Genomic DNA, 22,768 nt, shown 5'->3' with positions numbered 1-22,768 from the left:
GTTCGTCGTCTTCGGTCGTCGCATCGCGCAGCGGCCGCAGGTTCCCCGGCGCTTCCGGACGGGTGAACGGGTAGCTGCCGTGGAAGTTAGCCCTCCGCTCGGGTCCGTGTCACCAGACGTGAAAGTAGCTGTGAGTAACCGGGAGCTCCCGGACGGCTTGCCATAAAGGCTGTTAGCGAGCAACGCGACCTGCGGAAACGTCTCCACCGTCGTTATCGCGGTAGAGGCCGCCGGACTCATCCCCGCACGCCGAGCTTCGGGCCACGAGGTGGGGCCGGTCCCGCGTGAGGCAGCGGCCGGTGGGGCGTGATACGGGGGCTTCGGCTCGGCGTGACAAAATGGGGGCCGTTCGTCCGTCCTTTGATGCTGCGAGGTTCTCCGTGAGCAAGCCCGTGGCCCGCGAGCCGCTGCGCCGTAATTCGCGGTCCAACCGGGCGCGCATCCTGGCCACGGCCCGTGAGGAGCTGGGGCGGAACCCCGATGTCACGCTGGAGGAGCTGGCTCGGGCCGCCGGGGTCGTCCGGCGCACCCTCTTCGGGCACTTCCCGGGGCGGGCGGCGCTGCTGGAGGCGCTCGCCGAGGAAGCCGCCGAGACGTTGCGGAACACGGTGGAGGCCGGGCCGGAGTCGGGAGAGCCGGCGGAGTCGGCCGAGCGGGCGTTGGCGCGGTTCGTACTCCGGATGTGGCCCGTGGGCGACCGCTACCGCTTGCTGCTGGCGCTCACCCGGCGGGACCTCGGCTCCGAGCGCGTCGCCGAGGTGCTCGCGCCGGCCCGGGAGGCCGCCACCGGGATCCTGGAGCGCGGGCAGCGGGACGGCGTCTTCCACTCCCATCTGCCGCCGGCCGTGCAGAGCGCAGGCCTGATGGCGATGATCGTAGCTCTGGTGGAGTCCGTCAACACCGGCGCGCTGGAGGACGACGGGCACCGGATCGCCACGGCCACCCTCATCGCGGCCGGCGTGCCGGAGGATCGGGCGAGCGCGGTGGTCGAGGAGGTTGCGTCGGCGATGGCTACGGCTCTTCCGGCCCACGGCCCCTGATTTCTCTCCGGCCGACCCGTTCGACGAGGTGTCCCGGGCGTCGTCGCGGCGGAAGGTGACCGACTTGCCGGAGAAGTGGGCAGTGAGGCCCTGCTCCGTGGTGGTGACCGAGCGCAGTCGGAGGCCGTCGGGGATGTTCCGCGGCGCGATCGGCTCGGCGAAGACCTGGCCGAGCAACTTCTCGCCGGCCTCGGGCAGGGCGACGCGGCCCGCGACCTTGAAGTCCTTGAAGGTGACGCGGTTGCCGGAGGCCGCCGAGACAGTCGTCGTCGCGGTGACCTCGAAGCCGAGGGTGGTCAGGACGCGGGCGCTGATCCGGTCGGAACCGTAGCCCTGGGTCAGTTCCAGACCTAGGGCGTCGGACAGGTCCGCGTACGACAGGAAGACGGTCGCCTCCGCCGAGCGGGCCCGGGCCTCGCTGTCGTCGTCCGACTTCGTCAACCCGTCCATCCGCAGGGCGAGTCCGGTCACCGGCAGCGGGCGGTCGGAGCCGTCGGGGGGTTCGTGCGAGTACGAGTACGAAAACTCGCACACCTGGTCACGGTCGTGCTCGGGGCGGGGGCGGTACATCGGCCCTCCTCCAAAGGGCTTCGGGCGACAGGGAGTTGGGGGCGGACATTTGTGTGAGTGCGAGTGGGGTACGGGCACGGGTTTCAGACGGGACTCGGGGGCGACCCGGTCTTCCGTACGTGATCGACCTTCGCGGCGGCGGTGTCCGGGGCGACTCCGGCGGCGATGAGGGCGGCGGTGGCGGCGCCGGTGCCGTCGTCGGACCACAGGCCGCGCTCGACGCAGTCGAGCAGGGTCAGCAGTTGGGCCTCGATGGCTCGGGTGAGCGGGTCGGGCGGGACGGTGGTCTGGAAGACGCCCTGTCGGCGGCCGTGGGCGAAGACCCTCGTGGCCATGTCGCGGGCGGGGGTCAGCAGTTCGTCGACGCGTGCTGGGGCGAGGTCCTGGCCGCGGGCCAGCCGGATGAGGGTGCGGTAGTGGTCGCCGACAGGCCACACCATGAGGACGAATCGCGCCAGGTCCGCGGCGGCGTCGGGGGTCGGGGCCGGGGCACCCGCGACGGCGCGCCGGATCGCCTCCGCGGCCTCGGCGGCCAGGCCCTCGACGAGCGCGGCCCGGCCGGCGAAGTGGACGTACACGGTGCGCCGGGCCACACCGGCGGCACCGGCGATGTCCTCCAGGCGGCTGTCGGGGTCGCGGGTCAGTTCCCGCCGAGCCGCGTCGAGGATCCGGGCACGGGTGGCCCGCGCGTCCCGACGCTGCGCCGAAGTCGAGGTCGAAGTCGGAGAGGGGGACGAAGTCGAAGTCGGAGCAGGAGGGGGCGGCGTCTCGTGGGGCCGGGCCGGAGACCGTTTCGGCCTCGTCGTCGGTGTTCGTGCTGGTCGGCTGGTCACGTCGGTACCTCGAGGGCGGGTGGAAGGAGGGAGTCATCGCGATAGTTGCACGGCGATGGGCAATAAAGTAGTCTGCACATCGATGGGCAATTAAGCGATTCTGCTCAAACATGTTCCAGCAGATCGGCTCCGTGATCGGCATCAGCGTCCTGGTCGCCGTCAGCCGTACTTGCTACTTGGTCCGGGCTTGCCGGACCGCGACGCCGCAAAGGCGGCTTGGGGGTTGAACTCATGACACAGGTGACCCAGCGACCGTCGTCTGGCGAGGACTCCCCGGCCAGGGGGTCCCAGGCGACCGACCGCGTCCGCCATCGGACGGTTCAGGCAGGCGGGCTGGAGGTTCCGATCCTTGAGGCCGGCAGCGGGCCGCTCGTTGTGTGCCTCCACGGGTTTCCCGACCATGCCGCCAGCTGGGCAGGGATTCTCGACCGCCTTGCGCAGGAAGGGTACTGGGCGGTCGCGCCCGCACAGCGCGGATACTGGCCCGGCGGCGCGGCTCCCGACGGCTCCTATCGCATTGCCTCGACCGGCCAGGACGTCCTGGCCCTCATCGAAGCGCTCGGGCGCGAGCAGGCGGATCTCATCGGCCACGACTTCGGAGCCGCGGCGGCGTACGCGGCAGCGAGCCTCGACGCGACGCGTATCCGCAAGCTTGTCACCATGGCGGTTCCCCATGGCCGTCAACTGCTGACCGCATTGGTCACCGACGGTGACCAGCAGCGACGCAGCTGGTACATGTTCTTCTTCCAGACAGCCATGGCGGAGGCGGCCGTCGAGCTCGACGACTTCGCCTTCATCGACCGGCTCTGGCGGGAATGGTCACCCGGCTACGAACTGCCGGACGCGGAGCGTGCCGCGCTCAAGGAAACCCTGGGTGCTCCAGGAGTCCTGACCGAGATCCTGGGCTATTACCGCCAGTTGTTCACGCCGCCGCCCGCGGACGAGGCGGCCCAAGCCCTGCAAGCCCGGGCGTTCGGTGCCATCACCGTCCCGTCGCTCTACCTCCACGGTGCCGGCGACAACTGCTTTTCCGTGGAGGTGAGCGAGGGCATGGACGACCTGTTCACGAACGGCTTCGAACGCATCGTCGTACCCGGCGCAGGGCACTTCCCGCACCTGGAGCAGCCCAAGACGGTCGCCGACCACATCCTGGGCTTCCTGAACGGCTGACCCCCTCCCACCACCCAGAACTCGAAGGGTTGACCGAACCATGACTGACAAGGAAAGGCAGGAGGCCATGGCTGTGACGACTCCTCCGTACGCGAGCGACGCACTGGCCGAGGGGACCGTCGACGCGGTGGTGATCGGCGGGGGCGCCGCGGGGCTGAACGGTGCACTGATCCTCGCCCGCTCCCGCCGCTCGGTCGTCGTGATCGACAGCGGCTCCCCGCGCAACGCGCCCGCCAAGGCCGTGCACGGCCTCATCGCCCTGGACGGCACCCCGCCGCCCGAGATCCTTCGACGGGGCCGGGAGCAGGTGCGCCAGTACGGCGGACGCGTCGTGTTCGGCGAGGTGGTCTCGGCCGAGCCTGCCGCCCCGTCGGCGGACGGGGACCTGCGGTTCACCGTCACTCTGGCCGACGGCCGCAGCATCACCGCTCGCCGCATCCTGGTGGCCACCGGCCTGACGGATGTGCTGCCGGAGGTGCCCGGGCTCGCCGAGCACTGGGGGCACAGTGTGGTGCACTGCCCGTACTGCCACGGCTGGGAGGTGCGCGATGAGCCCATCGGTATCCTCGCCACCGGCGCGGCCTCCATCGGCCACGCGTTCTTGTTCCGTCAGCTGACCGAGGACCTGACCTACTTCACCCACGGCACTGACCTGGACGAGGACAGCCGCGCCCGCTTCGCCGCCCGCGGCATCCGCGTCATCGACACCCCGGTCACCGAGGTCGTCAACGACGAGGACGGTGCCCTCGCCGGGGTGCGCCTGGCCGACGGCCAGGTCGTGGCCCGCCGCGTCCTCGCGGTCGCCGCGCCGATGCAGGCCCGCACCCAGGGCCTGGAAGGTCTGGGCCTGCCGGTGCGGGACCTGCCGAAAGGCCGCGGTTTCGCCTCCGGCATGGCCGGCACCACCGAGGTGCCGGGTGTGTGGGTGGCCGGCAACGCCACCGATCTGGTCGCCCAGGTCGGGGCCTCCGCAGCGGCCGGCGCACTGGCCGGCGCCGACATCAACAGCATGCTGGCCACCGCGGACACCGACGCGGCCCTCCAGGGGATCGCCGAGGCAGGCCCAAAAGGGGCCACAGGATGATCTTGGGCCCTGAGATCTCAGCCCGTCACCCGCTTGCCTCACCTTCGCTGGCGAGGAAACCGATCTGTTTTCCCAGGTGGAAACCGATCAGTTTCCAGACGGTTTTCAGCCATGCCCAGCAAGCAGGACGGGAGCTCCTCGCTCATGGCCACCTCCGCAGTACTTGACGCCTACCATCAAGTACTGGACAGATCGCGTCAAGTACTTTTGAGGCGATCTTCCGCAAGAGCTAGTCGACTCGGAGCCAGGCGAGCAGATCAACCCCTCCGCCGTGGAGGCGATGCGTGAGCGCGGCATCGACATCACCAGCGAATACCCCAAACCATGGACCACCGAGATCGCCCAGGCCGCCGACGTCATCGTCACCATGGGCTGCGGGGACGCCTGCCCGGTCTTCCCCGGCAAGCGTTATCTGGACTGGGAGCTGGCCGACCCGGCCGGCCAGTCGGTGCAGGCGGTGCGGCCGATCCGCGATGAGATCGAACGCCGCGTGCGCGTCCTGCTGGCCGAGCTCCTCGGCACCGCTCTGCTGCTGATCGCCGTGGTCGGCTCCGGCATCGCCGCGCAGCGGCTGTCCTCACGCGACGCCGGGCTGCAGTTGCTGGAGAACTCCACCGTCACCGCCGCGGCGCTGGTGGCCATCATCGTCGCGCTCAGCCCGGTTTCCGGGGCGCACCTCAACCCCGTGGTCACGCCGGCCGACCGCGTCGTCGGCGGCCTACGCTCCGGCGAGGCCGCCGCGTACATCGCCGCGCAACTGCTCGGCGGTGCGGCCGGCACCATCGTGGCCTACGCGATGTTCTCCCTGCCCCCGGTCACGTTCTCGACCACCGCACGCAGCTCGCCGGGCGTGTGGCTGGGCGAGGTGGTAGCCGCCTTCGGCCTGCTGCTGGTCATCTCGGCCTGACCCGCTCCGGCAAAGCATCGGTGGCGCCGCTGGCGGTGGGCGCCTACATCGGCGCCGCCTACTGGTTCACCTCCAGCACGAGCTTCGCCAACCCGGCAGCGACTCTGGCCCGTACCCTCACCGACTCCCGTCGCCAACGCTGACCTCTGATCACCAATCGCATCCAGCGGCCAGAAGTCAACCCCCGAGAAACTTCCAGCGTGAACCACTTAGTATCGGCCTGGGCAGAGCCGGTGGCTAGCGCGGCGAGCAGCTTGCGGGCTTTCGGTTTGTCCACATGGGTCAGCGTGTACGAGGTCGCGCCACGCTCTTGGAGCACCATGGTGTCGGCGGCTATGGAGATCCACGAGCCCGCGGCCCTTGAGGCGCACAGTTCGGCCAGCGCCTGCGCAGCCCGTCACTCGGGTCGGCCCGATAACCCGAAAGGTAACTGAGAGTCACATCTCCGGATCGGTACGCGCGTCCCAGGCTAGACACCATCACCGGCATTCAGCCATGCGAAGGACGGCTCCCGGCCGAGAGCGGGTCACCCGAACCGGTCCAGTGGTGCTGGTTCAGGCCCCGACCAGGCCTGCGCCGGCTTTCACCGTGGACTCCATGTCGGCGTCCAGCGGCTGGATCGTCAGCCGGTGGACGCCCAATGCTGCGTAGCGCCGGGCGCTGTCCCGATCGACGGAGCCCGGGGGCGGGGTGATCGTGATCTCCAGCGGTCCCAGACCCGGGGGCCTGTCGTAAAGCTTGGCCGCGTCCTGGAGATCGGACAGCGCGCGGGCCGCCTCCTCAGGGGTCAGGTAGACGCCGTACCAGCCGTCGGCTGACTGGATCGCCCGGCGCATGGCCGCCCTGGAGCGCCCGCCGACCACGATCGGCGGGCGTCGTTGCGGGCGTGGCCGCTGCACAACATCCGCAAAGGTCACGAAATTTCCGGCAAATGGTTGATCGTCCCAGAGGGCCTGCATGGCGGCCAGATACTCGTCTGTACGAGCACCGCGGCTGTCCAGCGAGACACCCATGGCAACCAGCTCTTCCTCCACGTACCCCGCGCCGATGCCGACGATCAGGCGGCCCCGCGAGAGCAGATCCAGAGAGGTGAGCTGCTTGGCCAGCAGGACCGGCTGGCGCTGGGGCAGCACCAGAACGCCGAAGCCGAGCTTGACCGTGGTGGTCAGGGCCGCCAGATGGGCCAGGGCGACCACGGCCTCCAGGCGGCCCTGCTCGTCGGAGGAGGGGGGCATCGCGATGTGATCACCCACCCAGATCGACTCGAAGCCCATCTCTTCGGCCAGCCGCGCCCGCCTGGCCAGCGTATCGGGGTCGACGTTCTCGGCGCGGTGCAGCCCGTACAGTCCGATCTTCATGCGCATCACCGTAGGGTTTCCGCGCCGATGTGACCAACGAATGTCTGGCATCGCTACCATGCGAAACCCGCATATCGAGCGACTGCTGGAGGGAAGCGTCATGGATGTCTCCTGGCTGGAGGTGTTTACCGAGGTGGCCGCCAGGAAGACCTTTACGGCGGCCGGGGAGGCGCTCGGCTACACCCAGTCCGCGGTGTCACGCCAGATCGCGTCCCTGGAGAGCGAGCTCGGCGTCGCGCTGTTCGATCGTCATCCGCGTGGCGTGGAGCTCACCGAGGAGGGCCGCCGCCTGCTGGAGCACGCGATCGCGATCCTGGCCAGGCTGGCGGCGGCCAGGCACGATCTGCACGACATGGGCCAGCTGCGCGTCGGAGCGTTCGACACCGCCGACGCCGATCTGGTTCCCCGCGCCATGGCCGCGTTCGGGCGGGCACACCCGAACGTGCTCCTGTCGCTGGTGGAGAGTATGACCGGCCCGTCGCTGGCCCGCCTGCAGGCCGGCGAGATCGACTTGGCGGTGGTGAGCGCCTACCCGGGCAGGCCGCTGGAGGCGGACCGGTTCACCCTGCACCACCTTATGGATGATCCGCTGCTGGTGGCCATGCCCGCAGGGCACCGGCTGGCGGGCAGGACGAGCCTGCGCCTGACCGACTTGGAGGGTGAGTCCTGGATCGAGGGCTTCCCCGACGGCTCGCAGACATTGATCGCTCTGCACCGGCGCACCGGCCTGCGGCCGCACATCGCCTTCGCGGCCAGGGAATGGACCGCCAAGCAGGGCTTCGTCGCCGCGGGGCTCGGGCTGGCGCTCGTCCCGTCACTGGCGGCGGGCGCCCTCCGCCCCGACATCATGCTGGCGCCCCTGGAGGACGAGCCCACCAGGACCGTCTACGCGGCCACGAGGAAGGGCGCGGCGCCGCTGCAGTCGGAGTTCATCCGCTGCCTGCGCGAGACCGCCGACGCGGGAAGGTGGCCACCGGCGGCTCAGCAGAAGCGCCATGGAGGTTGAGCGAAAGGTCTTGTCCGTGAGGCGGCGTGCTTCGGTTCGGATCGGCAGACCTGTAAGTTCCGGCGGCAAATGGTTCTGGTGCATTTGATGGGGAGTGGTCCCGGTCGGTGATCTCGGCTCAGTTCAGCAGTGCCATCTTTCTGAGGAGGTCGTAGTTGGCGCGGCCGAACATGAGCCGTTTCAAGAATTTGATCTTGCATACTTTGCCCTCAACAGCGCCTGAGCTGCAAGGAAGCGTGAGCCCGTTCAGGACGGCGGCGTGGTCGCGTTCGAGGCCGTTGGCGAATCATCTGCGACTACCTTGCGGACGAGGACCTCAGGAGGGAGATCGGCGAGGGCCTGAACGTGGTGGAGAACTTCAACTCGGCCAGCAAGGACCTGTTCTACGGCAAGGCCGGCGACCTGACCGGCGACGACCGGGAGAACGTGGAGGTCTCCGCGCTGGCGCTGCACCTGATCGCCGCCGCCATCACCTACCTCAACACGCACCTGATCCAGATCGTGCTGCGCGATCCGGCCTGGCGGAAGCGGCTGAGCCCGGCAGATCGGCGCGGGCTGACCGCTCTGTTCTGGTCTCATCTGAACCTGTACGGGCGTTTCGAGCTCGACATGAACCGCCACCTGGAGCTGGAGGCCGTTGACGATCCGCCCACGTGACCCCACTGGCAGGCGGGCTGACCGGCCGCAGCCGGTGCTCAACTGCGTCACGCTGTGGAACACCTTCTACATGGACCGGGCGCTCGATCAGCTCAAAGCCGAGGGCTATCCGCTGGCCGAGGAAGACGTCGCGCGGCTGTCGCCCTTCGTCCGCCAGCACATCAACGTGATCGGCACCTACTCCTTCGCCCAGCCCGACCTCGGCCCCGCCGGCGTCCGGCAGCTCCGCAACCCCGATGAGCCGGATTGGGATGAGGACATTCTCTAGGTGACTGGAGCTTTTGATCTATCTCGCGCCGCCCCCGTCCCGATGTGTCAAGGTGATCGGTGTTGGTCACCGGGCGTGGGGATGCGTTTGGGCGATGGCGGCGGGCCAGACTCCGATGCAGCCAGGGCGCTGTCCTCCACGGTGAGTTTTGTGAAGAGGTGGCTGCGAGCGTTGTCGGGGACGAGGGCAGAGTGCAAGCCGCCGGCGTGATCGCTGGTACGGCTACGTCGGACCGCCGCCTGTGCTCGGGCGGAGAAGTCAGGGCGGTCCGAGTATGTCCGGTGTGATCAGGGCGCGGGCGGTGGCGGCGAAATAGTCGCCGGGGGCGGCGTCAGCGAGGCCGAGGATGACACCTTGGCTGAGGCCGACCAGGAGTGCGCGCAGCGCCGTGGCCAGGCGTTGCGCCTGGCGCGGTGTGAGTGCGTTCCCATGGTGGAGCCTGCCGGTCAGCAGCGCGGTCAGGCGCTCCTCGTGTGCCCGGACGGAGGCGGCGAGCCTGGGGGCCAGTTCCGGGTCGCGCAGGGCCAGGTCCTGCAGGCTGATCTCGAACGACAGGTGCCGCAGCGCGTCGGGGTCGTCGCACAGGCGGCGGTAATGGCGGGCGAAGACCTCCACAGCCTCGATGAGGCCCATGCCGGCGGGGACGGCCTGCTCGATGCCGTCGTAGTGCGGACCGAGGTAGTCGGCGACCAGGGCGACGAGCAGTCCGTTTTTGCTGCCGAACAGCGAATAGACGGCGCCGGTGGTCAGGCCGGCTTGCTCGGCGATCTCCTCCAGCTTGGCCCGGTGGCCGTCGCGGGCGACGATCAGGCGCGCGGCTGCCAGTAGGGCCCGCCGGTTGTGCTCCTTGGCCTCAGCCCTTGTCTTTCTCATAATTCTATTATTACCGTAACCTCGTTATGAATGTTGCTGAGTACATGAGCCGTGTCCCCGGCTGTGCCGTGTTCCCGTCCGTCGACGCGCTCCAGGCCGAGCTGCAGGAGCTGGCTGCCGCCCATCCCAACCTGGTGCGGTCGCGCCGCATCGGCGCCTCGCGGCTGGGCGAGCCGCTGCACGCTGTCACTGTCGGCGACGGACCGGCGGACGTGGTGATCATCGCCGGGCCGCATCCCAACGAGCCCGTCGGGACCTTGACCGTCCTCACATTGGTCAAACTGCTCTGCGAGGACTCGAAACTCCAGGCGGAGCTGGGCCTTCGCTGGCACGTCGTGGCGTGTGCGGATCCGGACGGGGCCCGGCTGAACGAGGGCTGGTACGGCAAACCGGGCGACCGCCGCGCCTACGCCGAGCACTTCTACCGCCCCGACCTGGCCGACCAGGTCGAATGGACCTTCCCCCTGACCACGGGCGACTACTGCTTCGACCGCCCACTGCCGGAAACACAGGCGCTGATGCGCCTCATGGACGAGGTACGCCCGTCGCTGGTCTGCTCGCTGCACAACGGTGAGTACCAGGGCGCGTTCTTCTACCTCGACCGCCACGATGCGACGCTGGCGCAGCGGCTGGCCGCCCTGCCCGGCCTGGAAGGCCTCCCGCTGCACCATGGCGAGCCGGAGCTGCCCGGCGCCGAACCGATCGTCCCCGCCGTCTACCTGACCCCGCCCGGGTCGCAGGTGGGCAAGGCCTTTGGCGCGGGCGGGAGCAGCGCCGACTACGCGGCCGCTTTCGGCGCACTCCATCTGGTCACCGAAGTGCCGACCTGGGCCGACGAACGCGTGGCCGACCAGAGCCCGAGCGGCCGCACCTACGGGCAGATACTCGCTGAGGGAGCAGTGGCCCGGCGTGCGCTGATCGACACGATTCAGGCGGGCATGCGGGCTGTCGCCGGCGACCTGAGCGTGCGCTCGCCGTTCCGCCGATCGACAGAGAACACGCTGGAGACCTTCCGCAAACTCGGCGAACTGGAAGAGACAATGCCCGATCTGAACCGCCCAGTCACGGTCGCCGAGGAGTTCGGCAACCGCCAGACGCTGCACCTGATGCGGCTGCGCCTGCTCGGGACACTCCTGCGCATGCTCGACGCGGAGATCGCCGCGGGCAACCTGACGCCGGCCATCCGCGAGCAACGACGCCTGCTCGCCGAGCAGTTCGAGACGTGGTACGGCCAGGCCGAAGCGGACTCTCCCGGCCCGCCGATCGAGTTGCGCAAGCTGGTCGCCGTCCAGCTGGGTGCCGCTTTGACCGCCGCCCTCCACCTGGCAGAACGGGCGGCGTGATGACGAAAGCACTGCCGTGCCTGTCGATCGGCGCCGGACCGCCGCTGATCGTCCTGCTCTTCACGTCAGAGGCCGCCATCTCGACCGGCCTGGGGCGTCGCCACCTGATGCGAACGGTAGGGCCCTTCGCCGAGCACTTCGCCGTTCATGACCTCACCCGCCGTCCCGAGTTGTCGCCGAACGCGACCATGGCCGGGGTCGGCCGCCCACTACGCTGCGGCGATGGAGGCCACGTTCACCGAGCCCGTGAACGTGCTCGGCATGTCCACGGGCGGCTCGATAGCCCTCCAGCTCGCCGCCGACCACTCCGAACTGATCGCCCGCCCGGTCTTGGGCGGAACGGCATGCACGCTTGGGCCGATCGGCAAACGTGCCCAGCGGGCCTACATCGACCGGGCACGACGCGGACAACGCCCCAGCCCCGCGCCGGCCGAACTGGTGACCGAATCGGCGATCGGCCGTGCCCTCGTCACGACTCTGGGCTGGGTTGCCGACGGCCGCAAGGACCACACCGACGTCGCCACCATGCGCAACGCCGCAGACCGCTACGACCTGCGCGGGCGACTGCACGACGGCAAAGCCTGCACGTTGCTGTTTCAGGGCGCGAAGGATCTGGTCTACCCGCTGGAACCGGCCCGCCAGACCGCTCGCGCCATCCTCGGCGCGCGCCTGATCAGCTACCCCGGCAGAAGTCACGCCACGACATTCACCGACAAGCGCTTCGCGTCAGACGAGCTGACCTTTCTCCTCGATGGCTGACCAACCGCCGACCTGGTCACGGCCGCCCCTGATCGCAGCGAGCCGACCCTGCCACGGAGCGGCCAGCAGGTGCACTGAACTCCCCAAGAAAGAGCGCAACCATGGACATCACCACCGCAATCGCGACCGAACGCCGGGAACTGGCGGCGATGCTCGACAGCCTGACACCCCTCCAGTGGGACGCACCGACCTTGTGCGCCGGATGGCGCGTTCGAGAGGTCGCGGCTCACATGTCGATGGGATTCCGCTACCCGCTGGCCAGGATGGTGCTCGAACTCATCAAGGCGCGGGGTGACATCAACCGGATGGCCGACCGGCGGGCCCGCCAGGACGCGGCCACCCTGTCCACGGCCGAGCTGGTCAGCGCGATCCGCGACAACGCGGACCATCCCTGGAAACCACCGGTCGGCGGCATCACGGCCGCCCTGGGCCACGACGTGATCCACGGCCTGGACATCGCCGTCGCCCTCGGCATCGGACGCCGCGTCCCGGAAGACCGTGTGCGCCTCCTCCTGGAGCACGTCACTCCCCGGACCCTCAAATTCTTTGGAGCCGATCTCGACGGCGTCGAACTGCGCGCCGACGACCTCGACTGGTCCTTCGGCACCGGCACACCCCTGACCGGCGCCGCCCAGGACCTCCTGCTGGTCGCCTACGGCCGCAAGCTCCCGCCGGGACACCTCCACGGCACGGCACGGGATCGATACATCGCCGTGTGAACCGAATGTCCCCACTCAGCGGATCGGATCTCGGTTTCGCCTCGGCTGACCGGGTGACAGTCAGTCGCCCGCACCGCCTGCTCTCATAGGGACCACCCACACACCCGTGATCTCACTCGACCGGCCGCATTCGGCACGGTGGTGATCGTCTGGATACCCTGTCAAATGTAGAGCGGGGGCTGAATCGGTCGATTGTGCCCCCATAGGCGGATCCAATCAAGCCACCGTCCGCCACCTGGGGAAACGGCCGGTCGATCCAATGGAATCCGGTCCAGACTTCCGCCTCCCCTTTCCGCCTCCTTAAAGGGGTCGCAGACACCACACCGGCTACCACAAGGCCGGCCTTCGGAAAGGGGACACGATGGCCCCGCTCAAGCAGACCGACTGGAACGGCACGGAGATCCCCTTCACCAGCAACCACTCCGCGGATGCCAGGCGTGGCTGACCGGGTCTATCTGCGGCACTCCACTGACAAGCAGACCGACGCCCGCCAGCGGCACGCCCTCGCCGCCCTGCTGGCCGCAAGCGCCCCCGTCTACGAAGACCCCGCCACCTCCAGCCGGCAACTCTCCCTCGACCGCGCGGGCTTCGCCACGCTGCTGCACGAGGCCGCCGTCGGCGACACCATCCGCATCGCCGACGCCGCCCGCCTGTTCCGCTCCGTCGCCGACATCCTCGCCCTTCGCCCAGTACTCATCCGCCGGGGCCTGCACCTGCGCGTCGAATCCGGACTGTTGTCCGGCATCGACCTGGCCAGCGACGACCCCGGCACCAAAATGATGGTCTCCGTCCTGGCAGCCGTGCTGGAGTTCCAGCGCGACATGATCGGCGAGAACACCCGCGAGGGCGTCGCCGCCACCAAAACCGCCGGTAAGACCCTCGGCCGCCCCGCCGCCCTTGACCAGGACAAGGCGGCCGCCATCGTTGAGGAGTACCGCCAGGGTGCCGCCGTCAAGGCCCTGGCCCGACGTCACCAGGTCGCCCCCAAGACCATCCGCCGCATCCTGGACGCCGCCGGCGCCCGCAACCTGCCCGACCAGCTCGACGCGCCGCCGACCAACGCCGGCGAGCAGCACAGCGCGCACGCATTGGACCCGGACGCGACCCTCGATCTGCCCGGACTGCTCGCCGAGCATCTGCGCACCACTGGTGATGAAACCATCCGCCAGGCCCTCGCCTCCGGGCAGACCATCCGCCGCGGCCACGGCTACTCAATCCGCATCACGGCCCCGCTCCCACTCCACCGTGCCGCGCTGGAGCAGAGCGCTGCCCTCGCCGATGCCGGCCCGACCGAGCGCAAGGCGCACCGCGTGTTCGCCGCCCGTGTCACAGCCATTCAGGCCGCCCGACTGCATCCGTCATGACCTGCGAAAATCCTTCGGCGAGACGCACTTGAACGGAAAGTCACGGCAAGCCGCTCAGCGCTGCTCTGCTAACGGGACTTTTCGTTCGGATGCTCGTCATGCCCCGGAACTCAGGGGGCCGTGATTATCAAGATCAACGCTGTTCGGGGCGAGCAGCTCGTCGGCGAGCAGGCCGGGCCGGTCTGTTCAGGCGAGGACAGGTTCGCCGCTCAGCGTGACACCGGCTCGGCGCAGTTCGTCGAGTGCGGTGCGGGTGGTGTCGGCGGCGACGCCGGCGGTGTAGTCGAGCAGGACCTGCACCGTGAAGCCCGCGCGTGCTCCGTCCAGAGCGGTGGCCTTCACGCAGTGATCGGTCGCGATGCCGACGACATCGAGGTCGGTGATGTCACGGGCCTTCAGCCAGTCTGACAGTTTTGTGCCGTCCTGGGTCGAGCCCTCGAAACCGCTCTTGGAGGCGGAGTGCGCGCCCTTGAAGAAGACCTCGTCGACGTACCCGGAGTCGACGGCGGGCGCGAAATCCGGATGGAACTCGCCTCCCTCGGTGCCGGCGACGCAATGCACGGGGAATGAGTCCTGGAAGTCGGGGTTGTCGGAGAAGTGGGCGCCTGGGTCGATGTGGTGGTCACGGGTGGCGACGACGAAGGCGTACTGCCCGTCGGCGCGCCGGACCAGCTCGGCGATGGCGGCGGCTCGGTCCGCGCCGCCCTTCACCGGAACGCTGCCGCCCTCGCAGAAGTCCTTCTGCACATCCACGATGATCAGTGCACGACTCACAGGAATCCCCTTTCTCTGGGCGAACCTCTCCGGTGGTCGCCCTTCCGCCGAAGGCGTTCACGCCACTCGCCGGACGTTGACCGACCCGGTAGGGCGTGCAGGGCGGTTCGCCACTCCGAATGCAGGCCACCACATCTATCCAATTGTAACTCTAAGTGCAAGCATATTCACTGTATGTACGCATTCTTGATCTAGAAAGCGCTGGGACCGCACGTCTGCATCTGCCGGCGCCAGCGCCTGCTCGGGGATGGAGGTGAGCTCGGAGACGTCCAGGTAGGCCGATCTGCCCGTAGGTACAGGTGCGGATGGTAATAGTGTCGCAACGTTGAGTTGCCTATCTCTGGAGGAGAGGCATGCGGGTGGCGGTGCTGGATGTGGACGGCACGTTGGTGCCGGATACCTTGGCCGGGTCGCTGCCCGCCATGCTGGCCGAGCGCGGATGGTGTCCGCCTGACCGGCTGGCCAGGCTGCGCCAGGCCATGGCCGGCAGCGACCCGGAATCGACCGCAGCCGCAATGCGTGCCAACGAACTGTTCGCCGCTTCGCTGACCGACGTGCCCTGCCGGGTGGTGGCTCAGGTGGTCGCCGAGCTGTGGCAGGCCAGACGCGGCCGCGTGTTCCCCTTCGTCCGGCCGATGGTGACCGCGCTGCGCCGGGCGGGCTTCACCGTGATGCTCATCTCCGGCGGCCCGCACGACATGGTCGCGCATCTGGCCGCCGAACTGGGGATCGAGCTGTTTTGCGGCACCCGGTTCGCCGAGGAAGACGGTCTGTACACCGGCGAGGTCGCCGGCACGGCCCTGCCGGCCAAGCACGAGGTGGTGGCCGACCTGGCCGGCGGGCGGGGGGTGAGCTGGTCACCATCCATGGCGCTGGGCAACTCCCTCGGCGACGCCACCGTGCTGCGCCGGGCCGGGCACCCCATCGCCTTCGAAGCCTCCCCGGGCCTGCGCCTGCTGGCCGCCGAGCACGGCTGGCCGCTGGCCGATCGCCATAGCCTGCCTGTGGTCCTGCGCAACAGGCTCGGCCTGGACCAGCCGCCTGAACCCGGCCACGAACCGCAGCCGTGCCCGGCTCCTGGGCCGATGCCGTCCTTGATGCCTGGGCCGGTGCCGGTTCGACGACCAGGCCGGCCGCCAGGCGCCGCTTCGCGTTTGGGGCCGTGCTCAGGCCCTGGCCCTGCGTCCGTCCCTGTGCCAGTTGCTGGGCCTGTCGCTGGGCCTGCCGGTGGGCCACGAGTGAGCGGGGAGGCGGTGCGCCGAGCGGCGCAACGGCTGAGCGAACGCATCCTGGCCGAGGTCTCCGCCCGCGGCGCCATCAAAGGCGCCACCGGCAGCCGGGCGATCGAGTCCGCGTTGCTGCTGACCCTGCTGCGCCGCGAAGGGCGGCTACCGCGCCGGCAAGCCCGCCTGCACACCTACCTGGCCCGGTGCGCGCCGGCGGCCGAGCCGTTCGAAGCCGCCGTCATCAACGCCACCCTGCACGGCATCACCATCGGCGAACGCGAGCGTGAACGGCTCATCGACGCCACCTTCCACCGCGCCGAACAGCATTCCTCGGCCCGCAAGAAGCTCGCCCTGGCCGCGATCCTCGCAGCGGTCGGGCCGGAGCCGTTCCAGGTGCACGCCCCCTCCGAGGCGTTCGAACACCGCGGCCAGACCACCTGGACCCGGCTGCGACTGATGGCCATCCACCTGCTCAACACCGCTGACCCGGTGGCACCCGAACTCACCGCCCGCCTGCTGGCCGCCACCGAGCACGGCCAGCGCCACGGCGTGATCGAGCACATGACCTTCTCCCACCTGTTCGCCCTGCTGGCGCTGCACCGCGTGCTGCCCGGCCACCCGGTGATCAGCGACGGCATCGGCCACCTGGTCGCCGCTCTCAACCCCGACGACGGGCTGCCGTTCATCACCAGCGAAGAGATCTTCGCCACCGCCACCGCCGGACTGGCCCTGAGCCGAGCCGGCGCCTGCCCGCCCACCATCACCGCGATGGCCGACTATCTGGCCGGGCAGCAGGCCAGCGACGGCGGCTGGCCGTATGCCGAAGGCGTGCGGCAGACCGACACCGACAGCACCGCCCACGTCCTGGCCTTCCTGCACGCCGTCGACGTCGACCGCTACCACCAGCCGATCGAAGCCGGCCGCGCCAACCTGTGCCGCTTCATCGGCCCGGGCGGCGGCGTGGCCACCTACCACCCCAGCCACCCGCCGGAAGCGGCGATGACCGCCAACACCGCCCTGGTACTCACCCCCTACCGGCACGCCCACGCCGCCCCGCTGCACCGCGCGATCAGCTTCCTGCTCGACACCCAGCAGCCCGACGGCACCTTCGAACGCAGCTGGAGCCTCAGCGAGGCCAACGCCATGTTCCGCGCCATTCATGCGCTCCGCGCCGCCTACCAGCACCACCCTCTGGCCCACCACGGCCGTCTGCAACCCGCCATCACCGCCGCCGAAGGCCGCCTGCTGGCCACCGCCCACACCGACGGCGGCTGGGGACAAACCCCCGCCGAGCCCAGCGACCCGGTCAGCACCGCCTACACCCTCACCGCCCTGGCACCCGCCCACCAGCACACCGCCACCATCGAGCGCGGCCTGGCCTACCTGCTGCGCCACCAGGACGCCGACGGCGGCTACACCACCTCCATCTCCGACCAAGCCGCACCCCGCCCGCTGCGCTACAGCGTGCCCATCCTGACCAACAACTTCGTGCTGCTGGCCCTGACCTACCTGCATCCCGGCCTGCACCTGAGCAGCCCGCACCGCGGCGGGCGCGGCCCCGCACGCCAGGATCGTGCTCGGCGGTGATCCCCCCGGGGCCCGGGCCCGGTGGTAATCGCGGATACGGCAGAACGGGCCGCCGCATGGCATCGGCCCTGGCCCGGGGCGGCCGGACGTCGACACCGGTCGGCGATATCCGCCCGCAATTACTATCGGGCCCCCGAGACGCAAGACAGGCAAGCCGCAGCGGCGAGCCGGCGACCGCGACCGGTGCCGAGTGTCCAGTTGATGTCAGAGGTTGATGTCAGCGGCGGGTCCCGGGCGGGTCACGGAGGTCTTCTCCCGAGCGTGGCCGCAGCCGCCGCCACGGAACGCTAGGTAGCCATGCTGCGAGGACGGTCTGACATATGAGTCGTTGACAAGGGGCGTGACCTGCGCATGTCGAACCGCCAGTTGAGTGATCTGCGTGAGAGGCTCGAGGAGATTCGTCCGGCGAGCCAGGGGGGCTACGTGACCACCGAGACCACTATCGAGGCGCGGGTAAAGAAGATCGTCGCCGAACAACTCGACCTCACGAGGGAGGTGAGCCCCACGGCCTTGCTCATTGATGACCTCGGAGCCGACGATCTGGCCATGGCTGAGATCATCGCGGCCCTGGAGCAGGAGTACAACCTGGAGATCCCCGCGGGCGACGCCGAAAATATCCGCACTGTCAACGATGCGATCACCTACGTCCGAATGCGAGCACAGCGCTAGGAGTGGTAGCGGTCCGCCTGCTCCGGAAGTCGGGATCCCGGTCCCGCTTCGCGAGGAGCCACTGGCCCCTTTCTGCCGTCCTTGGCGGTCGGGGGCATGTTCGGGAGCAGACCGCCTTCTCCGGCGCCCTCACATCAGGGCAGGTCAGGGCAGGTCAGGACATGGTCCGCCGGCACCGCTCAGCGCTGCTGGGCCCGGCTCGTCGCCGACCGGCTCGGCCGGGACCAGGTGGTGCCGCTTGGCCGGGTCGCCGGCGGTCCCTCCCACGCCTGGTCGTGCCGACCGGCCTTGGTCACCGTCCCGGCGACCTCGCCGGTGGGGGCCACGACGTTCCAGCGGTGGCGGTCGTGGTCGGCCTAAATTTGGGTCAGCCGCGAGCCGGGCGCGCCGTCCTGCGCCACGTCGGCGTACGGCGTGCTGCCCGGCGGCGACCCTCGAAGTCGGCGGCCACGGCGGTCAGCGCCTTGATCTTGGAGGGGTAGGCGCCACGCTTGCCCGCGCCTGTGGTGATCGGGTGTCGGTTTCCGAAGTCGGATGCGCGAAGTGGTCTGCACGCTGCGGCACACCCTGGACGCGGTCAGGGCCCGCGTGGTGCGGGCGCTTGGGTGAGCGGTGGTGAGGAATCACTGCCCATCACAGATAGTAATATATTATCTACCCATTGTGATGCCATGGGGAGTGTTCGATCCTGCGACACCCGATCGAGACGATCCCCCCGCAATGTGGGCCCAGACCAGCCGGCTCAGTTTCCACCACGCCTTGACCGGCCAAGACCGCGACTACGAGCAGATCACCGACGTTCCTCCGCTCACCATCCCCACCGTCGGCGGCTTGTGGTCGGTCTCCTACCACGTCCGCCCCTCGATCAGCGTGCCCACGACCGCGCAACTGTGGGTCACCACAGCCCTGTTCAAGAACGGACAACTCCTCTCAGTGGCACCGAGGCCCTGAGCGGCATCGAGAACTCCGACGCGGTGGTCCAGGACACGATCGGGCAGACCTTTCTGCACAACTTCGCCGTCGGGGACGTCCTGACACTCCACGCCTACCGCATCGGGCAGGCCGGCTCGGCCGCCATCATCAGCAACGGAGACGGACGCACCACAATCGCGGCGCACTGGGTGAGGTGACCTGAGCAGAACCGCAGAGCCCCCGCACCCGCGGCCGCCGTCCCGAGGGATCAGCACTCTCCATCACGAGTCAGGGCCTCGTCGACATCACGCTACGCCGCCTAGAGCCTTCACAAGGTTACGGTCGATGGCGTTCCGGGGCGTTGATCTTCCGACGCCCCGGGCCGCCTTGCGGGTCATCAGTCCAGCGGCGCGAGAGTTCGCCGGTCGCCGTCGTTGAGCCGATCGGTGTTGACCGCGGCGTCAGCGGCTCGGATCTGGCTCAGCTTCGATGAACACAAAGAGCGATATACAAATCACTGTGGGTGATATCTGAAAGGTGCAGCAAGCATGCAACAAAACCACCGGATTTTACGCTCTGATCGTGGGAGCCAGCGCAGCAGCCGCCCTGCTGGCGCCCATCACGACCGCCACCGCCCAGACGGCCTCCGCAACGGCAACCAGTGCCGACTGCGGCGTACACCCCCAGGGCTACTCCGGATGGAGCAGCCGCTGGAAAGAGGGCCAGTTCGGCACCATCCACGGCCAGATCTACGTGTGTCGGGACGGCCAGCTCGTAAAGTGGTGAGCCATTGGTGCCGGCTTCCTTTCGCTCGCATCGCTGATGGAAGTCGGCACCCCGGTTCTCTGATGAACGGCGCCCACCACTATGGGGATCGAGGAGGAGTCCGCAGGAATCAGCGGTAGTGCACCACGCCTGCTGCCTGTGCCCAGGCGGCCGGGTGGACCGTCTCAGTGGAGTAAACGGCAGCTCATCGATGGGATCCGCTGGCGGTTGCGGGTGGGTGCGCCGTGGCGGGACGTGCCGAGTGCTTCGGGTCCTGGCGGGCGGTGTACGGGTTGTTCGTCCAGGATCACCACGGCCGGGTGGCGGCCGGTTTTTGCGGGGTGTTGGTTCAGGGGATGTTGACAGTGATGTTCAGGTGTTCATCGAGATGCGGGAGCTGTCGGCCTGGCCCTCGTTGCGCCAGTAGCCGCCTTCCTTGGTGACGCCGGCGGTGACCTTGTAGCGGCCGCTGGTCAGGCCTTCGAAGGTGTGGGTGTCGGTGGCGTGGCGGCCGTTGAGCGTGGCGCTGATTTCGCCGGGAACGGGGGAGCCGGTGGGCTTGTTCAGCCAGAAGCGGCCCTTCAAGTGGCAGCCGAAGACGCATTTGCCCTCTTCGTACCAGGCAGCGCCCCAGTAGTAGAAGAAGTCGCCGCTGAAGGTGGCCTGGATGGCGTGGGTGCCGTTGGCGCGCTTGAGCACGCTGGCGCACATGCGCACATTGCCCTTGGACCACTTGTCGTAGGAGTAGAAGGTCTGTGAGCCGCTGCTGGGGTCGCAGGTGGCGGCCAGGACGCGATGGAGCGCATCTGGACGGGCCGCGGCCGCCGCGGGGGCGACGGCGGAGACGGGGGCGGCGGGGACGGCTGCTGCGGCTGCGAACGCCAGAGCCGCCAGGCCATGGGCGGTCTTCCGGTCGTCGTTGCGGGGCCCGCGGCCGGCGGGCCGGTGCCGCGGACCCCCCTGACCCAGATTGTTGCTTAATGAAGTAACATCGTGACTCTAGGTGATATCGCTGGTGGTGGCCAGTCCCGCACCGGCTGGCTTGCGTCCCAGCGTGAGGCCTCACAAGCCAAACGTGGGCCTGGTCCCGATTGAGAAGCCGAACGTGCCCGCGCTGACGCGGGCCCGCCTGCAGCAGGTCGACCAGGGGTACCTGCGCGCGGAGACGATCTCGGCGGCCAACGCCCGGCTGAGGGGCTGCACCCCTTCCACGATCCGGCCCGCGATGTCCCCGCTTCGCAGTCCTGATGCGGGTTCTGCCTGAGACTTGGGCTCACGCCTACCTCAGAACCGGGGAGTCAGCAGGGTTCGCGAGCTGTTGCACAGTTGCGGTTACCCGCGCTTTGGGGATTGGGGACCAGGGGGCCGTGCCGGCTGCTTTCCCGCCCGCCGTGCGGCACCTACTGGTGGCCGCTCTCGGCGCCCGCGGCTGTCTCGGTGGTCGGCAACGGTTCCGCCTCGGCCAGGGCGCGGTAGACGCTGGCCACCGAGGGGTGCCGGCCCTTGTTCTTCCCGGTGGGGATGACCAGCTTGCGGGCGATGTCGGGCACGGCCACTCCTCGTTCGCGCAGCGATCGCGCGTAGGCGATCATGTCGTCGTCGAACACCTTCGGACGGCCGCCGTGTCGGCCCCGCTCCCGGGCTGAGGCCTGGCCCTCCAGCGACTTCTCCCGGATGTACTCCCGTTCGGACTCGGCCATCCCGGCGAAGAAGGCGAACAACGCCGCCCCGTGCCCTGAGGGGTTGTAGATCCCCTGCAGCGGGCCGCTCAGCAACTCCAGCTCGATGTCGTGGCGACGTAGTTCCTCGGCGATGGCGAGCAACTCGGCGGCGCCCCGGCCCAGGCGCTTCATTTCGTGCACCGTGACGATCACGCGCTGGTGCGGGACGGCCCGTTTGATGGTGCGGGCATAGTCCATCGCGTTGGTGAACTCCGGCCGCACTTTGATGCGCGTGCTGATCTTCTCGGCGAAGATCGGTTCGCAGCCCGCCTCCTTCAGAGCGTCGAGCTGGCTGTCCAGCTCCTGCTGCGCCGTACTGCACCGGGCGTAGCCGACCCGGGTCGGCTTGGCTGAGGTCGCCGGCGCCATGGCGTTCACCGCCGGCCCGGCCTTCCAGTGACGGCCGGGCCCACGCTCGGCGGGAGTCCGCACCTCCAACTCGGTACGCAGCTGCGGCACCAGCATGAAGCGAGGTGTGTGGTACTTGGGCGCGACCTTGCCGCTTCGCGTTCGGCAAGTGCTACTCGCAGGCGCCTCGCACATCGGGCAATCGAACTGTTCGACAGCGGCGGCCGGATCCGCGAGCTCGGTATGTCGCAAAACCTATCGCGGGCGCTCTTCTGAGAAGACCGTTTTGCGAGAGGTTCTGAGAACGAAGATAAGGGACAAACCGGGCACTCGCCGAGGAGTCGTCAGCGTTCGCAGAACTGGTCCATTTCTGATAACACGAAGAGTAGCGACGATTACCCAGAGCTACTTTGGGGCGGGTCGCGCGGATCCGAGTGGCGGGCCCAGCAGGCGGGCGTAGTCGGTCTCGGTGAACCCTTTGGGTTCGTTCTTACGACGCCGGTAGATCATCATGCGGTAGATCAGCCGGGTCCGCTGCTCTGGCTTGAGGCAGATCAGCCCGGCCAGGTTGACGCGTCCGGAGCCTTTGCCGGAAACGGTGACGGTGGGGGTGCATCTGCGGCGGGACCAGGTGCGGGCCTTGGGTGGCCTCAGCGATTGTCCTGCTTCGTCGGCGAAGCAGATCCACGCGTCCTAGGCCGTGTTTCATAAGGCCTTGAGCCACTGATTGATCGCAGCGATGATGACGACGGCTTCGTAGCGGACGGCGAGCTTGTCGTAACGGGTCGCCATGCCGCGGTTGCCTTTGAGCAGGT

Annotated in this window: 22 protein-coding genes and 2 pseudogenes; 17 read left to right on the top strand and 7 right to left on the bottom strand. The window is 68.9% G+C overall.

Features of this window, described 5'->3' with window-relative positions; all coding sequences use genetic code 11:
- Positions 1-380: 380 nt before the first annotated feature.
- A complete protein-coding gene (locus tag ACFKCF_RS50390; protein WP_394503022.1) occupies positions 381-1,040 on the top strand; it encodes a TetR/AcrR family transcriptional regulator in 660 nt (219 codons plus the stop codon).
- 135 nt (positions 1,041-1,175) lie between these two features.
- Here ACFKCF_RS50390 and ACFKCF_RS50385 read toward each other — a convergent pair.
- Positions 1,176-1,490: pseudogene (locus ACFKCF_RS50385) on the bottom strand (hypothetical protein); the annotation flags it as partial.
- A gap of 203 nt (positions 1,491-1,693) precedes the next feature.
- Positions 1,694-2,443, bottom strand: a complete 750-nt coding sequence (locus ACFKCF_RS50380) for a TetR/AcrR family transcriptional regulator (protein ID WP_394503020.1) — start codon at positions 2,441-2,443, stop codon at positions 1,694-1,696.
- A 231-nt stretch (positions 2,444-2,674) separates the two neighbouring features.
- On the opposite strand from ACFKCF_RS50380, the gene ACFKCF_RS50375 reads away from it, so the two are divergent.
- From ACFKCF_RS50375 to ACFKCF_RS50365, 3 genes and pseudogenes are all read left to right on the top strand, one after another.
- Positions 2,675-3,613: an alpha/beta fold hydrolase gene (locus ACFKCF_RS50375; protein WP_394503018.1), complete on the top strand. Its 939-nt coding sequence runs from the start codon at positions 2,675-2,677 to the stop codon at positions 3,611-3,613.
- A gap of 40 nt (positions 3,614-3,653) precedes the next feature.
- Positions 3,654-4,697, top strand: coding sequence for an NAD(P)/FAD-dependent oxidoreductase (locus ACFKCF_RS50370; protein ID WP_394503016.1), 1,044 nt, complete (start codon positions 3,654-3,656; stop codon positions 4,695-4,697).
- A gap of 238 nt (positions 4,698-4,935) precedes the next feature.
- Positions 4,936-5,604, top strand: a pseudogene (locus tag ACFKCF_RS50365) (aquaporin); the annotation flags it as partial.
- Positions 5,605-6,158: 554 nt separating this feature from the next.
- Here ACFKCF_RS50365 and ACFKCF_RS50360 read toward each other — a convergent pair.
- Positions 6,159-6,962, bottom strand: a complete 804-nt coding sequence (locus tag ACFKCF_RS50360; protein ID WP_394503014.1) for a TIGR03619 family F420-dependent LLM class oxidoreductase — start codon at positions 6,960-6,962, stop codon at positions 6,159-6,161.
- Positions 6,963-7,020: 58 nt separating this feature from the next.
- On the opposite strand from ACFKCF_RS50360, the gene ACFKCF_RS50355 reads away from it, so the two are divergent.
- From ACFKCF_RS50355 to ACFKCF_RS50345, 3 genes are all read left to right on the top strand, one after another.
- The gene (locus tag ACFKCF_RS50355) at positions 7,021-7,968 is read left to right on the top strand and encodes a LysR family transcriptional regulator (RefSeq protein WP_394503013.1); all 948 of its coding nucleotides are present in this window, start codon (positions 7,021-7,023) and stop codon (positions 7,966-7,968) included.
- A gap of 285 nt (positions 7,969-8,253) precedes the next feature.
- Positions 8,254-8,625 carry a Tn3 family transposase gene (locus ACFKCF_RS50350; protein WP_394503146.1) on the top strand — a complete coding sequence of 124 codons (372 nt, stop codon included), beginning with the start codon at positions 8,254-8,256 and terminating at the stop codon, positions 8,623-8,625.
- Entirely contained in the window at positions 8,606-8,893 is a 288-nt protein-coding gene (locus tag ACFKCF_RS50345) for a Tn3 family transposase (protein ID WP_394503012.1), read from the top strand. Before ACFKCF_RS50350 ends, ACFKCF_RS50345 begins: the two co-directional genes overlap by 20 nt.
- 258 nt (positions 8,894-9,151) lie before the next feature.
- Here ACFKCF_RS50345 and ACFKCF_RS50340 read toward each other — a convergent pair whose 3' ends face one another.
- A complete protein-coding gene (locus tag ACFKCF_RS50340) occupies positions 9,152-9,766 on the bottom strand; it encodes a TetR/AcrR family transcriptional regulator (RefSeq protein ID WP_394503011.1) in 615 nt (204 codons plus the stop codon).
- Positions 9,767-9,792: 26 nt separating this feature from the next.
- On the opposite strand from ACFKCF_RS50340, the gene ACFKCF_RS50335 reads away from it, so the two are divergent.
- The 4 genes from ACFKCF_RS50335 (at position 9,793) to ACFKCF_RS50320 (ending at position 13,951) form a co-directional block, all read left to right on the top strand.
- Complete coding sequence (locus ACFKCF_RS50335; protein ID WP_394503009.1) at positions 9,793-11,109, top strand: M14 family zinc carboxypeptidase; 1,317 nt, start codon at positions 9,793-9,795, stop codon at positions 11,107-11,109.
- 147 nt (positions 11,110-11,256) lie between these two features.
- On the top strand, positions 11,257-11,868 hold the full coding sequence (locus ACFKCF_RS50330; protein WP_394503007.1) for an alpha/beta fold hydrolase: 612 nt from the start codon (positions 11,257-11,259) through the stop codon (positions 11,866-11,868).
- Positions 11,869-11,969: 101 nt separating this feature from the next.
- Positions 11,970-12,587 (top strand): maleylpyruvate isomerase family mycothiol-dependent enzyme, encoded by a 618-nt coding sequence (locus ACFKCF_RS50325; protein WP_394503005.1) that lies wholly within the window; start codon positions 11,970-11,972, stop codon positions 12,585-12,587.
- A 437-nt stretch (positions 12,588-13,024) separates the two neighbouring features.
- Positions 13,025-13,951 (top strand): recombinase family protein, encoded by a 927-nt coding sequence (locus ACFKCF_RS50320; RefSeq protein WP_394503003.1) that lies wholly within the window; start codon positions 13,025-13,027, stop codon positions 13,949-13,951.
- 186 nt (positions 13,952-14,137) lie between these two features.
- Here the strand turns inward: ACFKCF_RS50320 and ACFKCF_RS50315 are convergent, their stop codons facing one another.
- The gene (locus tag ACFKCF_RS50315; protein WP_394503001.1) at positions 14,138-14,725 is read right to left on the bottom strand and encodes an isochorismatase family protein; all 588 of its coding nucleotides are present in this window, start codon (positions 14,723-14,725) and stop codon (positions 14,138-14,140) included.
- A 353-nt stretch (positions 14,726-15,078) separates the two neighbouring features.
- On the opposite strand from ACFKCF_RS50315, the gene ACFKCF_RS50310 reads away from it, so the two are divergent.
- The 5 genes from ACFKCF_RS50310 to ACFKCF_RS50290 all read left to right on the top strand — a co-directional run bounded on the left by ACFKCF_RS50310 (position 15,079) and on the right by ACFKCF_RS50290 (position 20,247).
- Positions 15,079-17,538, top strand: a complete 2,460-nt coding sequence (locus ACFKCF_RS50310; RefSeq protein ID WP_394502999.1) for a haloacid dehalogenase-like hydrolase — start codon at positions 15,079-15,081, stop codon at positions 17,536-17,538.
- Between the two features lie 423 nt (positions 17,539-17,961).
- A complete protein-coding gene (gene acpP, locus ACFKCF_RS50305; protein WP_394503144.1) occupies positions 17,962-18,207 on the top strand; it encodes an acyl carrier protein in 246 nt (81 codons plus the stop codon).
- Positions 18,208-18,966: 759 nt separating this feature from the next.
- Positions 18,967-19,158: a hypothetical protein gene (locus tag ACFKCF_RS50300; RefSeq protein WP_394502997.1), complete on the top strand. Its 192-nt coding sequence runs from the start codon at positions 18,967-18,969 to the stop codon at positions 19,156-19,158.
- Positions 19,159-19,181: 23 nt separating this feature from the next.
- Complete coding sequence (locus tag ACFKCF_RS50295) at positions 19,182-19,337, top strand: hypothetical protein (protein ID WP_394502995.1); 156 nt, start codon at positions 19,182-19,184, stop codon at positions 19,335-19,337.
- Positions 19,338-19,986: 649 nt separating this feature from the next.
- On the top strand, positions 19,987-20,247 hold the full coding sequence (locus tag ACFKCF_RS50290; RefSeq protein ID WP_394502993.1) for a transposase: 261 nt from the start codon (positions 19,987-19,989) through the stop codon (positions 20,245-20,247).
- A 9-nt stretch (positions 20,248-20,256) separates the two neighbouring features.
- On the opposite strand, the gene ACFKCF_RS50285 is transcribed toward ACFKCF_RS50290, so the two are convergent.
- Complete coding sequence (locus ACFKCF_RS50285) at positions 20,257-20,595, bottom strand: hypothetical protein (RefSeq protein WP_394502991.1); 339 nt, start codon at positions 20,593-20,595, stop codon at positions 20,257-20,259.
- A gap of 394 nt (positions 20,596-20,989) precedes the next feature.
- Between ACFKCF_RS50285 and ACFKCF_RS50280 the strand changes: the two genes are divergently transcribed.
- Complete coding sequence (locus ACFKCF_RS50280; protein WP_394503155.1) at positions 20,990-21,148, top strand: hypothetical protein; 159 nt, start codon at positions 20,990-20,992, stop codon at positions 21,146-21,148.
- A 136-nt stretch (positions 21,149-21,284) separates the two neighbouring features.
- On the opposite strand, the gene ACFKCF_RS50275 is transcribed toward ACFKCF_RS50280, so the two are convergent.
- A complete protein-coding gene (locus ACFKCF_RS50275) occupies positions 21,285-22,070 on the bottom strand; it encodes a recombinase family protein (RefSeq protein ID WP_394502989.1) in 786 nt (261 codons plus the stop codon).
- Positions 22,071-22,768: the final 698 nt, after the last annotated feature.

The sequence above is a fragment of the Nonomuraea sp. JJY05 genome, assembly GCF_043496855.1.
Taxonomy (GTDB): domain Bacteria; phylum Actinomycetota; class Actinomycetes; order Streptosporangiales; family Streptosporangiaceae; genus Nonomuraea.
The sequence above is the reverse complement of the archived record's forward strand: the minus strand, read 5'-3'. Positions and strand labels throughout refer to the sequence as shown.

What these genes read in the sequence shown, in the direction of transcription:
- ACFKCF_RS50375 (WP_394503018.1), top strand. Translation starts at nt 2,675, where the DNA reads ATGACACAGGTGACCCAGCGACCGTCGTCTGGCGAGGACTCCCCGGCC.
- ACFKCF_RS50325 (WP_394503005.1), top strand. Translation starts at nt 11,970, where the DNA reads ATGGACATCACCACCGCAATCGCGACCGAACGCCGGGAACTGGCGGCG.
- ACFKCF_RS50355 (WP_394503013.1), top strand. Translation starts at nt 7,021, where the DNA reads ATGCGAAACCCGCATATCGAGCGACTGCTGGAGGGAAGCGTCATGGAT.
- ACFKCF_RS50285 (WP_394502991.1), bottom strand. Translation starts at nt 20,595, where the DNA reads ATGTGCGCCAGCGTGCTCAAGCGCGCCAACGGCACCCACGCCATCCAG.
- ACFKCF_RS50290 (WP_394502993.1), top strand. Translation starts at nt 19,987, where the DNA reads ATGGGGATCGAGGAGGAGTCCGCAGGAATCAGCGGTAGTGCACCACGC.
- ACFKCF_RS50370 (WP_394503016.1), top strand. Translation starts at nt 3,654, where the DNA reads ATGACTGACAAGGAAAGGCAGGAGGCCATGGCTGTGACGACTCCTCCG.
- ACFKCF_RS50330 (WP_394503007.1), top strand. Translation starts at nt 11,257, where the DNA reads ATGACCTCACCCGCCGTCCCGAGTTGTCGCCGAACGCGACCATGGCCG.
- ACFKCF_RS50310 (WP_394502999.1), top strand. Translation starts at nt 15,079, where the DNA reads ATGCGGGTGGCGGTGCTGGATGTGGACGGCACGTTGGTGCCGGATACC.
- ACFKCF_RS50275 (WP_394502989.1), bottom strand. Translation starts at nt 22,070, where the DNA reads ATGCTGGTGCCGCAGCTGCGTACCGAGTTGGAGGTGCGGACTCCCGCC.
- ACFKCF_RS50340 (WP_394503011.1), bottom strand. Translation starts at nt 9,766, where the DNA reads ATGAGAAAGACAAGGGCTGAGGCCAAGGAGCACAACCGGCGGGCCCTA.
- ACFKCF_RS50335 (WP_394503009.1), top strand. Translation starts at nt 9,793, where the DNA reads ATGAATGTTGCTGAGTACATGAGCCGTGTCCCCGGCTGTGCCGTGTTC.
- ACFKCF_RS50360 (WP_394503014.1), bottom strand. Translation starts at nt 6,962, where the DNA reads ATGAAGATCGGACTGTACGGGCTGCACCGCGCCGAGAACGTCGACCCC.